General features: G+C 61.0%; 17 protein-coding genes. 8 read left to right on the forward strand and 9 right to left on the reverse strand.

What is annotated here, in order from left to right:
* The first annotated feature begins 23 nt into the window (after positions 1 to 23).
* Positions 24 to 890, forward strand: coding sequence for a non-homologous end joining protein Ku (gene ku, locus AC6CH8_RS07625; RefSeq protein ID WP_091464695.1), 867 nt, complete (start codon positions 24 to 26; stop codon positions 888 to 890).
* A gap of 62 nt (positions 891 to 952) precedes the next feature.
* On the opposite strand, the gene AC6CH8_RS07630 is transcribed toward ku, so the two are convergent.
* From AC6CH8_RS07630 to AC6CH8_RS07640, 3 genes are read right to left on the reverse strand one after another with little or no spacing between them, the layout of a single operon-like run.
* Complete coding sequence (locus AC6CH8_RS07630) at positions 953 to 1219, reverse strand: DUF7218 family protein (RefSeq protein ID WP_091464697.1); 267 nt, start codon at positions 1217 to 1219, stop codon at positions 953 to 955.
* Between the two features lie 25 nt (positions 1220 to 1244).
* Positions 1245 to 1958, reverse strand: a complete 714-nt coding sequence (locus tag AC6CH8_RS07635) for a DUF6766 family protein (protein ID WP_420179773.1) — start codon at positions 1956 to 1958, stop codon at positions 1245 to 1247.
* A 5-nt stretch (positions 1959 to 1963) separates the two neighbouring features.
* The gene (locus AC6CH8_RS07640; RefSeq protein ID WP_420179774.1) at positions 1964 to 2494 is read right to left on the reverse strand and encodes a DUF6328 family protein; all 531 of its coding nucleotides are present in this window, start codon (positions 2492 to 2494) and stop codon (positions 1964 to 1966) included.
* Between the two features lie 117 nt (positions 2495 to 2611).
* On the opposite strand from AC6CH8_RS07640, the gene AC6CH8_RS07645 reads away from it, so the two are divergent.
* Positions 2612 to 2836, forward strand: a complete 225-nt coding sequence (locus AC6CH8_RS07645) for a hypothetical protein (RefSeq protein ID WP_420179775.1) — start codon at positions 2612 to 2614, stop codon at positions 2834 to 2836.
* Positions 2837 to 2944: 108 nt separating this feature from the next.
* Here the strand turns inward: AC6CH8_RS07645 and AC6CH8_RS07650 are convergent, their stop codons facing one another.
* Positions 2945 to 3115 (reverse strand): hypothetical protein, encoded by a 171-nt coding sequence (locus tag AC6CH8_RS07650; protein WP_017197102.1) that lies wholly within the window; start codon positions 3113 to 3115, stop codon positions 2945 to 2947.
* Positions 3116 to 3423: 308 nt separating this feature from the next.
* Here AC6CH8_RS07650 and AC6CH8_RS07655 point away from each other — a divergent pair, with 308 nt between their 5' ends.
* The 4 genes from AC6CH8_RS07655 (at position 3424) to AC6CH8_RS07670 (ending at position 6156) form a co-directional block, all read left to right on the forward strand.
* Positions 3424 to 3903, forward strand: coding sequence for a Dps family protein (locus tag AC6CH8_RS07655; RefSeq protein WP_024819119.1), 480 nt, complete (start codon positions 3424 to 3426; stop codon positions 3901 to 3903).
* A gap of 40 nt (positions 3904 to 3943) precedes the next feature.
* Positions 3944 to 4906 (forward strand): DNA topoisomerase IB, encoded by a 963-nt coding sequence (locus AC6CH8_RS07660; RefSeq protein ID WP_498189733.1) that lies wholly within the window; start codon positions 3944 to 3946, stop codon positions 4904 to 4906.
* 100 nt (positions 4907 to 5006) lie between these two features.
* A complete protein-coding gene (locus AC6CH8_RS07665) occupies positions 5007 to 5564 on the forward strand; it encodes a hypothetical protein (RefSeq protein WP_498189734.1) in 558 nt (185 codons plus the stop codon).
* Positions 5565 to 5568: 4 nt separating this feature from the next.
* Positions 5569 to 6156, forward strand: coding sequence for a TetR/AcrR family transcriptional regulator (locus tag AC6CH8_RS07670; RefSeq protein WP_498189735.1), 588 nt, complete (start codon positions 5569 to 5571; stop codon positions 6154 to 6156).
* Between the two features lie 81 nt (positions 6157 to 6237).
* Here AC6CH8_RS07670 and AC6CH8_RS07675 read toward each other — a convergent pair whose 3' ends face one another.
* From AC6CH8_RS07675 to AC6CH8_RS07695, 5 genes are all read right to left on the reverse strand, one after another.
* Positions 6238 to 6516, reverse strand: coding sequence for an HPr family phosphocarrier protein (locus AC6CH8_RS07675; RefSeq protein WP_498189737.1), 279 nt, complete (start codon positions 6514 to 6516; stop codon positions 6238 to 6240).
* A 55-nt stretch (positions 6517 to 6571) separates the two neighbouring features.
* Positions 6572 to 8599: a PTS fructose transporter subunit IIABC gene (locus AC6CH8_RS07680; RefSeq protein ID WP_498189739.1), complete on the reverse strand. Its 2028-nt coding sequence runs from the start codon at positions 8597 to 8599 to the stop codon at positions 6572 to 6574.
* Positions 8596 to 9588: a 1-phosphofructokinase family hexose kinase gene (locus AC6CH8_RS07685; protein ID WP_498189741.1), complete on the reverse strand. Its 993-nt coding sequence runs from the start codon at positions 9586 to 9588 to the stop codon at positions 8596 to 8598. The genes AC6CH8_RS07680 and AC6CH8_RS07685 overlap by 4 nt, the downstream gene beginning before the upstream one ends.
* Positions 9585 to 10376 (reverse strand): DeoR/GlpR family DNA-binding transcription regulator, encoded by a 792-nt coding sequence (locus AC6CH8_RS07690; RefSeq protein ID WP_364307289.1) that lies wholly within the window; start codon positions 10374 to 10376, stop codon positions 9585 to 9587. Before AC6CH8_RS07690 ends, AC6CH8_RS07685 begins: the two co-directional genes overlap by 4 nt.
* A 759-nt stretch (positions 10377 to 11135) precedes the next feature.
* A complete protein-coding gene (locus tag AC6CH8_RS07695; RefSeq protein WP_420179782.1) occupies positions 11136 to 11468 on the reverse strand; it encodes a hypothetical protein in 333 nt (110 codons plus the stop codon).
* Positions 11469 to 11744: 276 nt separating this feature from the next.
* On the opposite strand from AC6CH8_RS07695, the gene AC6CH8_RS07700 reads away from it, so the two are divergent.
* The gene (locus tag AC6CH8_RS07700) at positions 11745 to 12518 is read left to right on the forward strand and encodes a GAF and ANTAR domain-containing protein (protein WP_498189744.1); all 774 of its coding nucleotides are present in this window, start codon (positions 11745 to 11747) and stop codon (positions 12516 to 12518) included.
* A gap of 219 nt (positions 12519 to 12737) precedes the next feature.
* Positions 12738 to 13196 carry a hypothetical protein gene (locus AC6CH8_RS07705; RefSeq protein WP_091464721.1) on the forward strand — a complete coding sequence of 153 codons (459 nt, stop codon included), beginning with the start codon at positions 12738 to 12740 and terminating at the stop codon, positions 13194 to 13196.
* The last annotated feature ends 28 nt before the right edge of the window (positions 13197 to 13224 follow it).

A 13224-nucleotide genomic window follows, 5' to 3' on the forward strand; every position in this document is an offset into this window, starting at 1 on the left:
GTGTTGTGCTGTTGACTGGGTGCATGAGGGCCATATGGAAGGGATCTATCGCGTTCGGTCTGGTCAACGTACCAGTGAAGCTCTACAGTGCCACGGAGGATCACGACATTGGCCTGCACCAAGTCCACAATAAGGACGGCGGGCGCATTCGGTACCAGCGTAAATGCGAAATTTGCAGCGAGGTTGTGGCGTACGAGGATATCGACAAGGCCTACGAAGAAGAAGGACGCACAGTGGTCCTGACGTCTGCCGAATTGAAATCGTTGCCTGAAGAGAACAGCCGCGAAATTGAGGTGGTGGAGTTTATCCCCGCCGAGCAGTTGGACCCCATCATGTACGAGCGCAGCTATTTCCTGGAGCCGGACTCCAAATCGCCCAAGGCGTACATGCTTCTCCGGCAGACGCTGGAGGACACGGACAGGATCGCGATTGTCCAGTACGCGCTGCGGCAGAAGACCCGTTTGGGGGCGCTGCGGGTGCGTGGGGACGTTCTGTTGCTGCAGGCACTCCTGTGGGGCGATGAGGTCCGCGAGGCCAAGTTCCCGTCGTTGGAGACCGACATCAAGATCTCCGACAAGGAACTGGAAATGTCCTCCGCCCTGGTGGAATCCATGGCGCACGACTTTGACCCCGATGAATATACCGATGACTATCAAGCGCAGCTCCGAACGCTGATCGAGGCCAAACTGGAGAAGGGCGAGGCCCTGGACACCGAGGCCACCTTCGGCGCGGTGGAAGGAGAAGGCGAGGGTGGGGACGTTATCGACCTTATGGAAGCACTCAAACGCAGCCTGGACAAGAAACGCGGCAAGGAAAAGGCGGACGACGACGCCGCTGCCGCCAGCAAAACTGCCAGCAAACCAAAGGCTCGGGCCAAGAAAAAGGCGTGAACCGGCGTCGTAATTCCATAAAAGCGCGGCCGCCGTCCAGGTGGCCGCTGCTTTTGTTGGCTTTAGTGGTTCCGCAGCATCGAGATGAGCTCGGATTTCTTCTTGTCTGAATAGCCTTTGAGGCCAAGTTCCTTGGCTCGGGCTTTCAGTTTGTCCACAGTCCAGTCATCGTAATCACCGGACTTTCCGCCCTTGCGTCCTACTTCCTTGCGGCCTTTGGCCGCGGCAGCGTTCGAGACGCGGGCAGCCTTCTCTTTGGATGCGCCATCCTCGCGGAGCTCTTCATAAAGTTTGGGGTCCTTCAAACTGGAGTTCTTCTTTCCAGGCATGATGCCTTCCTTTCTCTGAATTGGTTTAGGCGCCCGTCTCGTAGTGTGGCTCTGCGACCGGCTTGGATTCCGGTGAGCCTCTTTCGCGGAGGTATACGGAAGCTCCCACCAGCACGGCCACAGCAAGGAACTCGCTTTGCCAGTTCTGGAAAGACTCAAACCAGAACTGGCTGGAACCGATGTACTCCCACGTGGAGACCTCGGGGAGGCCATGGCTGCGCTGTTCGTCGTTGTAAGCGGCTGTGCCGCCGAAAGCATGCAAGGTGAACGAGAGCAGGAAAAGCAGGCCTAGCAGGCCCGAAAGTGAGTGCTCGTAGACCTTCAGGACCCAGCCACCCCGGCGTACAGGCCAAGGGGTCTTCGCTGTCATCTTTGCGTCTCGCGGGTCCTCGTCCTGAGGGGCGTCCTTGTCCACGGGCTTTGATTCAGAGGAGCCCCTTTGGAACAGGAAGACCGTCAGGACCACGTACATGCCCATCTGGAGGAACTCCGACTCCCAGTTCTCGAAGACGGCTTCCCAGAAATTGCCGGAAGTCAGGAAATCGGAAATGCCGGTTGCCGGTTGTCCGTGCGTTTGCTGTTCTTCGCTGTAATGGGCTGCCCCTGAGATGATCATGCCGCCGAGGAAAACGACGAACAGCCCTGCGTTGACCAACAGCAAACCATGGTCCTTGATCCAATGGCGGGCCGGCTTGTTGTCTTTACCGGAAGTTTCCTGGTGTTTGGAGGGCCGCAGCATCTTCCTTACGCGTCCTTTGCTTTTCCGTTGTTGCCGTTGCCGTCGCCGTTTCGGATGGCGCGGCGGTGCAGCCATAGCGGAGCGCCCACTACAAGAAGCAGCAGCACCAGAATGATGAATCCGGCGGCCACAAGTCCGGCGGTCCGTCCGGCGGTGAAATCGAAAACCAAGGTGGCCGAGCCAACAATTAACAACGCCACTCCAGCCAACGCCCACTTGGTGACAATATCGGCGCTGGAGACCAAGGTGGCCTTGAGCCCCCTACGGAACAAACGGCGATGAACGCTGACGGGCAGCACGATGAGGACTGTGGTTAGCGCTGCCACCATCACGTTGAACAGGTAGAGGTTCCGTTGCCAGTCGTCCAGGAGTTCGAATCTTTCCTGAAAGGGGAGCGTGAGCAGGAAACCGCCAAGGATCTGTACCCCCGTTTGGAGAACCCGTAACTCTTGGATCAATTCCATCCAGTTGCGGTCCATCCGTTCCTCGGTGGACTCGTTCCTGCCGATCCTGGGAGCCTGCTCCGGCTCTACCATCTGTGCACCTCCGTGGTGGTTTTGGTGGACGACGACCATGCACGGGACTACGGTCGAACTGTCAGCATTCCTCGATCTTTTCTATCGGGGCCTCATCGGATTTCCAAGGAGGAAGCAATGAATCAGGACGAACACCGCGTGGACCCTGAGAGCGAACCCGGCGGCTACGGCACACCCACTCCGGAACAGGAAATGCCTGGTCAGGGTGATGAACGCGAGACGCCGGAACGGCCGGCCCAGGGAGTCCCCGATGCCCCGGGTGACGAGTTCCCCACACCCCAAGACCCTGATGCGGCCCCGCCGCCTTCAGCAACCGGTAAAGGCGCCGAGGGCGACGGGTGAAGCCGGGGGCCGGTTCCCGTGCACATGCAGTGGTGGGAACAGCCCTCACTGTCTGTAAGTGCTTAAGGCCTGCCCGTTAAATCCGGGTGGGGTATGTCCGGTTCTGGTTTATACCGTGTGTCCCCTGCGACCCGACATGAAGCTCAGCAACCAGCCGATGGCCGCAATGACGAGGAGGATGACGCCTACCCACAGCAACCAACTCAGGGCTTCGGTGAAGCCGCCCACCAGGAGAAGAACAATTGCTACTACACCAGCAATGATCAGAAGCGTATTCATGGTCAGCACATTCCTTTCTCGGGGAATCTTTGATGAATCGCCGATTCCCAACTATGCATTCCGATTTACTTCGATTTAGTTATGCCGGTACTTGGAGGCGTTCCACGGCCTCAAAGTGCCTTTTCGTGTATCACATACCGGTCTTCGCCTCGTGGTGAAGTTCGCCAGTCGTGAACAGTAACACTTCCCATTGTACTACTAAGCAACCTTATGAAAGGCTTATTGAAGTCGTCACCTGATGATTGGGCAGTTGCCGCAGACATTTTGCGGCGCGTTTTGGCTCACATGAACGTCCATGAGAGGAACACATGAAAGCGTCACAGCAGCTTGCAGACAACCTTCAGATCGTCCTGACAGACCTTATTGAGCTCCAGCTCCAGGGAAAGCAGGCGCACTGGAACATCGTGGGTCCGAACTTCCGCGACCTACACCTCCAGCTGGACGAGCTTGTAGTGGCCACGCGCGAGTTCGCAGACGACACCGCCGAGCGCATGCGAGCACTCCACGCCCTGCCCGATGGCCGCAGCGCGACCATCGCCAAGGGCACGCGCCTGGAAGAATTCCCGGCCGGTCTGGTCAACACCAAGAACGCCGTCAAGCTGGTTACTGACCGCGTTGAGCGCGCAGTCCAGACCATGCGCGACGTCCATGACGAAGTTGACGAGGAAGACCCCACGACGGCGGACCTGCTGCACGCGTTCATCTCCCGCCTTGAGCAGCTGGTGTGGATGATTAACGCCGAAATCATGAATGCCGGAGCTGCCGTGACGGATCCGGACGAGGCCTAGACCTACCGGACCGGCTCGGTCAGAGTAGGGCGGAAGAACCGTGCCCCGGCTTAAGCGCAGTGACCTGTCCAAGCCCGGCATCGTCCGCCGCAAGGTAGGAAAAGGGTTCAGTTACAGGCATCCGGATGGAAGTCTGGTTAGCAAAGAGGATCGCCAGCGCATTAATGCGCTGGCGATCCCGCCTGCGTGGACCGATGTATGGATCAGCCCCTACGAGCACGGCCACATTCTGGCCACCGGGGTTGATGGTGCAGGACGCAGCCAGTACATCTACCATCCCCGGTGGCGGGAACGTAAGGACACCGAGAAGTTCCTTCGGGCAGCCAAGTTGGGCCTTGTCCTTCCCGCAATACGGCGCAATGTGACGGTGCACCTGCAGAACACCGAAGATCCCAGGCAACAAACCCTCGCCGCGGCGGTACGGCTCATGGATCTGGGTGCGCTCCGCGTCGGCTCCGAGATCTATATGAAGCAGAACGGCTCCTATGGGCTCACCACACTCCGATGCCGCCACGCCCGGGTGGAGGGGCAGGACGTCTTCCTGAAGTTCCCTGGGAAGAGCGGCCAGTTGTGGGACACATCCATCCACGACCCCGCTCTGGCAGCCTTCCTTGAGCCCCTTGCGCAGCGGCCAGGTAAAGAGAGGTTGTTGGCGTACCAAGCCAACGGGTCATGGGTTTCCGTTGACGCGTCCATGATCAATGAATACTTGCGTGGTATCGCCGGCGAAGCCTACACATCCAAGGATTTCCGGACGTGGAAGGGCACTGCGGCTGCGGCGCTATGCCTGATCAAGTCCGGACATAAGGGCACACCACGCCAAGCGATAGTGCAAGCCATCAAGGAAGCTTCGGAGTTGCTGGGCAACACCCCGTCGGTGGCCCGCTCTTCGTACGTCGACCCAAGGATCATCGAGGCCTACCTCTCGGGCAAGCTCACGGAAGTGAAGCCCACAGAGGCGTCTGTTGCCGCCTTCCTTAACGGCGAAACGTCGAGGACGTAGCCCAAGGTTTCACCAGCAAGCCATAGCGGCCGGCTCCCATGAACTTGTGAGTACACTCGTACTAATAACGTTCGGTGTGACAAGCCTTGGGGAGCAGTCAATGATTCTGATCGCGATCGTGGTGTGCGAAGTTGCGTTCTGGGTGGCGATTATCGCCGGACTCGCAGCGCGCTACCTGCTGCGGAGGCCTCGCCTTGGCGGTGCTCTCCTGATCCTTGCTCCGGTGATTGACGCTGTCCTGCTTGCCCTAGTCTCCTTGGATCTGCTGGGCGGGGGAACAGCATCATGGCAGCACGGGCTGGCGGCGATTTACATCGGCGTCTCCATTGCTTACGGCAAACGGATGGTGGCATGGGCTGATGCGCACTTCCAACATCGCTTCGCGGGCGGACCTGTGCCGGAACGAGTCACAGGAACCCGCTACACGATCAAGTGCTGGCGGGATGTGCTTTTGACTGCGTTGGCAATGGCCATCGCTGCGGGGACACTGGGAGCCATCATCTTCCTGGTCAACGACGCTGCACGAACCTCTGCCCTCTCGGATTTCTTTCGCATCCTGGGGATCATCTTCGCAATCGACTTCCTCTGGGCCTTGAGCTACACGATCTGGCCGAAGAAAGCCGCCCGCACTATTCCCGCTGCTACCCTGTCGCGCTGAAACCATGCCCCGGAGAATCGATGCAGAGGCACGCAGCGCAGCAATAGCGGAAGCTTCCTTGCGGGTGCTGGAACGTGAGGGTCTTTCGGGCCTTTCCGTGCGCGGGGTGGCAGCGGAAGCGGGCATCGCCGCTGCTTCACTGAGGCGCGCGTTTGCCACGCAACATGCCCTGAGGGAGTTCTGCCTGCAACTCATTGAGGACCGGGTCACCGCCCGAATCGCCGCCCTTGAGCTCACTGGCCGGGCCTTGGTTGATGGCTTGCTCCTGCAGTTGCTTCCTCTCGACAAGGAACGGCGGCTGGAACTCGTGGCGCAGGTGCAGCTTGGTGTCCTCTCACTGACGGATAGTGCACTACGTCCTGCCGCGATGAGGCTTAGCGAGGGAGTCGAGCACGCATGCCACGCAGCTGTAAACATCCTGATCGAAGCCGGCCTGTTCTATAAGGGGCGCGATACGGAGTATGAAGTGCAGCGACTACGTGCTCTTCTTGATGGAATCGCCATGCAGGGACTGTGGAGCGGTGAACTCCCGGAGGCGGGTCCGATGCTCCGCGTGCTCTCGCGCCACCTTGACGAGCTCGCCGGTCCTTAGGCGGACACAGAAAGAGCCTGGTGCCACCCATATCCGGGTGGCACCAGGCTCTTTGCGTGTCGCTGAGGGGTTTGGGTGACCCTACTCGGCGTCGTGGTCCGTTTCGAGGATCTTCACCAAGCTGTCCAAGGCTGCATCCGCACCCTCACCGTCGGCGCGCAGCACCACGACGTCGCCGTGGGAAGCGCCAAGGCTCATCAGTGACAGGATGCTCGCGGCGTCCATGGCGTCATCCGCGGGCTCGCCCTGGCGTGCGATGGTGACGTCAAGATTCAGGTCTCCAGCTGCTTCGGCGAAAATGGCTGCCGGGCGGGCGTGGAGGCCGACGCGGCTTGCGATGGTGGCTGTACGTTCTGGCATTGGTGCTCCTTTGTTGAAAGAGGTGGCTGTTGAGAGGCTTGGCTTTGTGGGAAGTCTAGACGCTGACGGTGGCCGGTGCGGCTTCCGCTTCTACCGGCTTCTTGACGGCCCAGCGCTTGAGGGCGATGACCGCCAGGGCGCTGACTACCATTCCAGCCACGATGGCGATGATGAACATCGGCAGGTTGCCAATGGCGAAGAAGACGAAGAACCCGCCGTGGGGAGCCTGTGAAGTGACCCCGGTGGCCATGCAGAGGGCGCCGGTCAGGGCGCCGCCCAGCATGCTGGCCGGGATGACGCGCAGTGGGTCAGTTGCTGCGAACGGGATGGCGCCTTCGGAGATGAAGGATGCGCCCAGCAGCCAGGCTGTTTTGCCGTTTTCGCGTTCGTTGAGGGTGAAGAGCTTCTTGTTCAGGACCGTGGCGAGAGCCATGGCGAGCGGCGGAACCATGCCCGCAGCCATCACGGTACCCATGATCAGCCAGGGTGCCTGGTTGTCGGCGCTGCCGGCGCTCAAACCGGCCACGGCGAAGGCGTAGGCAACCTTGTTCACGGGACCGCCGAGGTCGAAGCACATCATAAGGCCAAGGATGATGCCAAGAACCACTGCGGAAGCACCGCTCATGCCCGTCAGCCAGTTGTTCAGAGCTACGGTCAGGCCAGCGATGGGACCGCCGAGGACCAGGAACATCAGGCCCGAAGCGACGATAGAGGCAAGCAGCGGGATGATGACGACGGGCATCAGGCCACGAAGCCAGCGCGGCACCTGCCACGTCCCGATCAGGTGTGCGACGTAGCCGGCCAGGAGGCCGCCTACGATGCCACCGAGGAACCCGGCACCCATAAACCCTGATACGGCACCGGCAACGAAGCCCGGTGCGATACCTGGGCGGTCGGCGATGGCGTAGGCGATATAGCCAGCCAAGGCCGGGACCAGGAAGCCCATGGACAGGGCTCCGATCTTGAACAAGACTGCACCGAGGTAAATGGCAAGGCCACCTTCAGGCAGGTTGCCGAAGTTGTTCTCCAGCACCACCTTGTCGGCCACCTCGGTGATGTCGTAACCACCCAGCAGGAAGCCCAGGGCAATCAGCAGGCCACCGCCGGCTACGAACGGAATCATGTAGCTGACACCGGTGAGGAGTGCCCGCTTCAGCTTCTGGCCGATGTGCTCGCCCTTCTCCTCCTCATCGCGCTCAGCCTGATCTTCAGCGCCGGCATGGGGAACGCGGCGGGCCCGGGGGTCGTCGGCAGCTGCAAGTGCTTCTTGGACCATCTTGGTGGGTTCGTCGATGCCCCGCTTGACTGGTGCGTTGATGACCGGCTTGCCGGCGAAACGTTCCTTGCCGCGAACATCCACGTCGACGGCAAAGATCACGGCGTCAGCTGCTGCGATCACGGCCGGGTCAAGCGGCTTGGCGCCAGAGGATCCCTGGGTCTCGACCTGAAGGTCGACGCCCATTTCCTTGGCGGCGGCAACCAGCGAGTCGGCAGCCATGTACGTGTGCGCAATACCTGTGGGGCAAGCGGTCACGGCCACGATGCGCTTGGGTCCGCCTGATGCGCCGGATCCCATGGGAGCGGGTGCTTCGGCAGGGGCAGCGAAACTGTCCGCAGGTGCGGCCGCAGGCTTATCGGCCAGTGCACCGTCAACAAGGTCCACAATGTCCTGCTCAGTGGCAGCCGCGCGCAGTGCTGCCGTGAAGTCCTTCTTGATCAGCGAACGGGCCAGCTTGGACAGCAGCTTCAAGTGCTCCTGGTCCGCGCCGTCCGGGGCTGCGATGAAGAAGATGAGGTCAGCGGGGCCGTCCTTGGCGCCGAAGTCCACTTTGTGGGACAGGCGGGCCATGGCAAGGGCAGGCTCCTGGACAGCGGCAGAGCGGCAGTGCGGAATAGCGATTCCGCCGGGGACGCCGGTTGCGGTCTTTTGCTCGCGGGCGAAGGCGTCGGCGAAGAGGCCTTCAACCTCGGAAGCACGGCCGGAGGCGGCAACTTTGCCAGCCAGGACGCGGATGACGTCGGCAGGGGAGTCGCCCAGGTTTTGGTCGAGGGTGACCAATTGGGGTGTGATCAGCTGGGTCACTGTGAGTCCTTCTGGAGGGCCGTGATGGTTACGGCATTGGGGGTTGTCTGGTGGACTGCCGGGACAGTGGAGCCCGGCAGCGAAGCAGCAGCGGCACCATGTGCCACGGCTTGACGAAGGCAGTCCTGCGCAGAGCCACCTTGGGTTGCAGCCAGCAAATAGCCGGCCAATGAAGAGTCCCCGGCGCCCACCGTGCTGACGGCTTTGATGGGTGGATGCGTGGCGAACCATGCTCCGTCCGCCGTCACCAGGACTGCTCCTTTGGACCCGAGTGTTGCGAGAACGGCACCTACACCGCTGGCGACGACGGCGGCTGCAGCTTCAGCGGCTTTGGCCGGATCTGCTTCCAGTTCGTCAGCAGTGGAGACGTTGGTAAAACCGGCGGCGGCGGCCAGCTCTGCGAGCTCTTCCGCGTTCGGCTTGAGGAGGTCGGGCTTTCCTGCGGCATCGCCCACCAAGGCGGCCGCGAGCGGCGCCCCGGAGGAGTCAATGGCGATGCTTGGGGCCGCCGTTCCGTCCGCGTTCGACCGGAGTCGACGAGCGATGGTGGCGTAAAAATCCGCAGGCACTCCTGGTGGGAGTGAACCTGCGAGAACCACCCAGCTGGCGCCACGGGAGCGTTCCAGCAGCAGCCCGATCAGGGCTTCCTGCTGTTCTCCGCTCAGCTCCGGGCCGGGTTCGTTGATCTTGGTGGTGACACCGTCCGGTTCGGTGAGCGTGACGTTGCTGCGCAATGCCTGACCGATGGGCAGCGCCGCGAACGGTACGCCGCCGTCGTGCAGCCCCGAAAGCACAGGATCCGAATCGGCGCCCGGGAGGACTGCCAGGGTGGCCAGGCCAGAGGCAACCAGAGCCCGTGAAACGTTGACACCCTTTCCGCCGGATTCCTGGTGGACGGCCACCGCGCGCTGAACCTCGCCGCGGGCCAAGGCTCCGGGAAGCTCCACCGTGCGGTCCAGGCTGGGGTTGGCGGTCAAAGTGATGATCATGCGATCACCACGTCTACGCCGGCATCGGCCAAGGCTGCTGCGAGTTCCGCGGACGGTTCGCTGTCTGTGATCAAAGTGTCAACATCCTTCAGGGTGGCGAACTGGACCAGGGTTTCGGCGTCCAGTTTGGAGGAGTCGGCCAGGGCCACCACACGGCGGGCTGACGTGACGAAAGCGGCTTTCACCGCGGCTTCTTCGGGATCCGGGGTGCTGAGCCCGAAGGTTGCATGGATGCCGTTGGCACCAACAAAGGCGATGTCCGGGCGGAGTTTGTGAGCTGCCTCCACGGTTGACTGGCCGACGGCGGCCTGCGTCAGTCCGCGGACACGCCCGCCAAGGATCTGGAGTGCTATGCCCTGCGTGGAGGAGAGCTTGCCGGCGATGGGGATGGCGTGCGTGATGACCACGAGCTCATCATTTCCGTTGGCCGGTGGCGTGCGCTGGGCCAGAAGGTCGGCGAGGGTTTCGGTGGTGGAACCCGCGTCCAGGAGGACGCTGCCCGTGGTGAGTTGGGGGATCAGGGCGAGTGCCGCGTTAGCAATGCGGAGTTTTTCCACCTGACGCTGGACGGCGCGCTCGAGGATGCTCTCCTCGCGGGTGCTCAGGAGGTCAGAGGGGACGGCGCCGCCATGAACGCGCCTCAGGTTCCCGGAAACCTCAAGGGCCGCAAGGTCGCGGCGGATTGTCTCAGTGGTGATGCTGAAACGGTCGGCAAGGTCAGTGACGCTCACCCGTCCGCGCTCTGCGACGAGTGCGGAGATCAGTTGCTGGCGTTCTTCGGCGAACACTTACCCTCCATAGCGGTCAAGCTGCGTATCAGTGCAGCCACATCAGTGACTGCTGTCACAACGATGTGGAATTGCTTGACTCTATCTTTGTTTATGTTGGTAAGTCAATAGAAATCAACATAAACACAGATATGGATACGGACAAGTCTGGACAGCACAAAACTCCAGGCGCACGAAAAGGGCATGCCGCGCTCCCTGTAGCGCGGCATGCCCTCGTTCGGATCCCGACTGGGGGATATCTACGGGATCCGGTCTGCGGAGGAACCCGCTTGGTCCTCTCGGCCGGTGTGGGCTAGGTCAAAAGGCCAGGCGGTTCTCCCGGCGTTGGCGGCCCCGGCGTCGGCGGCGAGGGCACTGTGGGTTCTGGCGTGGGGTCCGGGACGGGTGGCGGCCCTGGTTCCGGCAGCGGAACGGGCTCAGGCGTGGGTCCTGGCTCGCGGGTGGGATCAGGATGCGATGGGTCCGGCGGGAATCCACTCATGATCAGGCGCTCTGCCGGTGGGTGGAGTGTTGCGGCCGAAGGCTCCCTGGAACAGTAGAGGGATACCTGCTGGAGTCCCACCCCAAGCCCGGGTAGTCGATGGGAAGGTTGTCCGGATCCGGCGGATCCGGAAGGCGGCGCTTAGCGGCTTGCCCCAGCTTCCCACCTGTGGTCAAAGGTTCTTTCCGTTGTGATTCTGCGTGCATGCTATCCCTCCCGTTAGCTCCAGAATTGTTGGTGTAGCTCCGCATGGCTCTGCCTCTCATCCGTCTCCAATGTCAGTCCGGGATTTCCATGCGGAAGCCGCAGTGGCACCCGAGGATGCGTGTATTGATAAGTACCTCGTACATCCGCAGCTGCGCTCCCGGAGTCAGCACCAAGGGTGCCTGGACCCTGCGAAGCTCGCAGCTTTTGGTCTTCATGGGTTCACCGCAGTGGAGGTACTGGCCGCCGAATTGCAGAACCCCTTGGGGGACGCCGGGGCGGTTCAGGACCGCGGCCACGCGTCGTACGGAGGCGACATGTTGGTAGGAGTACCTGCAGACATGGCACTCGTACGCCACTTCCACCATGTTGGGCGCGGGCGGATAGTGCGACTGAATTGAGTTCACCAGGAGGTGCTGGTCGGTATTACAGCGCGAGCACCAAAGCGGTTCATCGGGTGGTTGATGTGCTTCGTCCGGGACTCTGGACGCTGGCTGAGCCGGCATGGGTCTGTACCTCTGCATCAAAAAATGCGGGGTGCCCGTCTGCATGAGCTGGAAAACCTGAGTCCCGTGATGTGGACTACAGGTCGATTGTGCACATAGGTGCACGCCAGATGCAAGGTTTTTGATTCCTTTGCTAATCGGGTGACGAGTTGGGCTTGGGCGACCGTAAAATGAGGCATGGACGAAATGAACATTGATTTTGCGGCGCCTGATGCTGTCTCTGCGCCCGACGATGTTTCGGTGCCTGAGCAGTTGCAGGACCTGGTGATAGACAGCGAAGATGTGGGTGGTTTCCTCCATGAGCTCGCGGTTTTTTCGGCTTCTGCCGTATCGCAGGCCGTTGGCATGGATGTGCTCTGCGGCATCACTCTCAGCCGGCGGCGCCGCACTGCCACGGTAGCTGGAAGCACCCATGAAGCCAGGCTGATCGATGAAGTGCAGCAGGCGTACGGTGATGGTCCTTGCCTGGAGGCCATGCGAAGCCGCAGCACCCAGCATGTTCCCGACACATCAACCGAAGAAAGGTGGTCCGAGTACTGCTCAGTCATTGCCGAGCGTGGACATCTTTCCGCGCTCTGCGTGCCCTTGGAATTGGACGAAGGAGCAACCGCAGCCCTCAACTTCTTCGCCCCGCAAGCCCAAGCATTCGATGACGCCACCATCCGTAATTGTGAACTTTACGCAAGCCAAGCCGAGCGCTCACTGCGGCTGGCTGTACGGATTGGTGTGAAGCAGCAGCACGCTGACGATCTGCAGGTAGCCATGCAGACTCGTACCGTGATCGACCTCGCCAGTGGAATCATCATGGGCCAGAACCGCTGTACGCAGGAAGAAGCGTTCCAAATCCTCAAGAAGGCATCGAGCACCCGGAACCAGAAGCTGCGGGACGTGGCAGAGACTATCGTCAAGAGCGTGGCCAACGAAACTCCCGTGGCGCACTTCGAAGCGTAAAAGCGCGCGCACAAGGGGCAGGCAGCAAACCCATCACTTGTGACGGGTGCCACTAGTGAACTACATTCATACATGGGTTAAGCAGATAGCCCTTGGAGCCTCATGAGTTGTACCATCCCGGATGGTCCAAGAACTGCACCTTTTCAGCCGCGGCCCCTTTCGGCCGGCTCACAGCGTGCCTCCATGCAGGTTCCTTGAAGGAGCAAAAGGAGAATGGCAATGACGCTTGGATCCCCGATTCCCGCCCCGAAGCCTGCAAGCGGACGGGCACCTGCAACTGTCGATACCGGAGCACGCCCTTGGTGCACCGTTTGCAATACTGATTCCTACATTTTTGTAGAGACGGTTGTGGAAGCGACACCGAATCAGTCGGAGATCGTCGAAGTCAGCTACACGTGTAGCGAATGCGATACGTTTTACGCCCACGCAGTCCGCCTGGATGCCTTGGTACCCGCCATCCAGAGTGAATTTCTTTCCACGTCTGCAGCGGGCCTCTGGTTCAGCTGCACCCACTGCGGTGATCCCATGACCTTGGGACGCCCCACGGAACGCGTCATTGAGGCGCCCCGGACCACTGACGATCCGGACAGTCCCAGCCTCCTTGAGGTGTACTTGCAGACGCAGGTGCTCCACTGTCGTTGTGGTTTCCAAATGGAGGTTCCGCGCCACGTTGGATAACCGCCGTCTCTAAATAACTCGTCGCGGG

Source organism: Paenarthrobacter sp. GQ52, from assembly GCF_059759005.1.

Excerpts from the sequence above, each read along its gene's own strand:
- AC6CH8_RS07655 (WP_024819119.1), top strand. The coding sequence starts at position 3,424 with ATGAAAGCGTCACAGCAGCTTGCAGACAACCTTCAGATCGTCCTGACA.
- AC6CH8_RS07650 (WP_017197102.1), bottom strand. The coding sequence starts at position 3,115 with ATGAATACGCTTCTGATCATTGCTGGTGTAGTAGCAATTGTTCTTCTC.
- AC6CH8_RS07670 (WP_498189735.1), top strand. The coding sequence starts at position 5,569 with ATGCCCCGGAGAATCGATGCAGAGGCACGCAGCGCAGCAATAGCGGAA.
- AC6CH8_RS07675 (WP_498189737.1), bottom strand. The coding sequence starts at position 6,516 with ATGCCAGAACGTACAGCCACCATCGCAAGCCGCGTCGGCCTCCACGCC.
- ku (WP_091464695.1), top strand. The coding sequence starts at position 24 with ATGAGGGCCATATGGAAGGGATCTATCGCGTTCGGTCTGGTCAACGTA.
- AC6CH8_RS07630 (WP_091464697.1), bottom strand. The coding sequence starts at position 1,219 with ATGCCTGGAAAGAAGAACTCCAGTTTGAAGGACCCCAAACTTTATGAA.
- AC6CH8_RS07645 (WP_420179775.1), top strand. The coding sequence starts at position 2,612 with ATGAATCAGGACGAACACCGCGTGGACCCTGAGAGCGAACCCGGCGGC.
- AC6CH8_RS07685 (WP_498189741.1), bottom strand. The coding sequence starts at position 9,588 with ATGATCATCACTTTGACCGCCAACCCCAGCCTGGACCGCACGGTGGAG.
- AC6CH8_RS07665 (WP_498189734.1), top strand. The coding sequence starts at position 5,007 with ATGATTCTGATCGCGATCGTGGTGTGCGAAGTTGCGTTCTGGGTGGCG.
- AC6CH8_RS07640 (WP_420179774.1), bottom strand. The coding sequence starts at position 2,494 with ATGGTAGAGCCGGAGCAGGCTCCCAGGATCGGCAGGAACGAGTCCACC.
- AC6CH8_RS07635 (WP_420179773.1), bottom strand. The coding sequence starts at position 1,958 with ATGCTGCGGCCCTCCAAACACCAGGAAACTTCCGGTAAAGACAACAAG.
- AC6CH8_RS07700 (WP_498189744.1), top strand. The coding sequence starts at position 11,745 with ATGGACGAAATGAACATTGATTTTGCGGCGCCTGATGCTGTCTCTGCG.
- AC6CH8_RS07705 (WP_091464721.1), top strand. The coding sequence starts at position 12,738 with ATGACGCTTGGATCCCCGATTCCCGCCCCGAAGCCTGCAAGCGGACGG.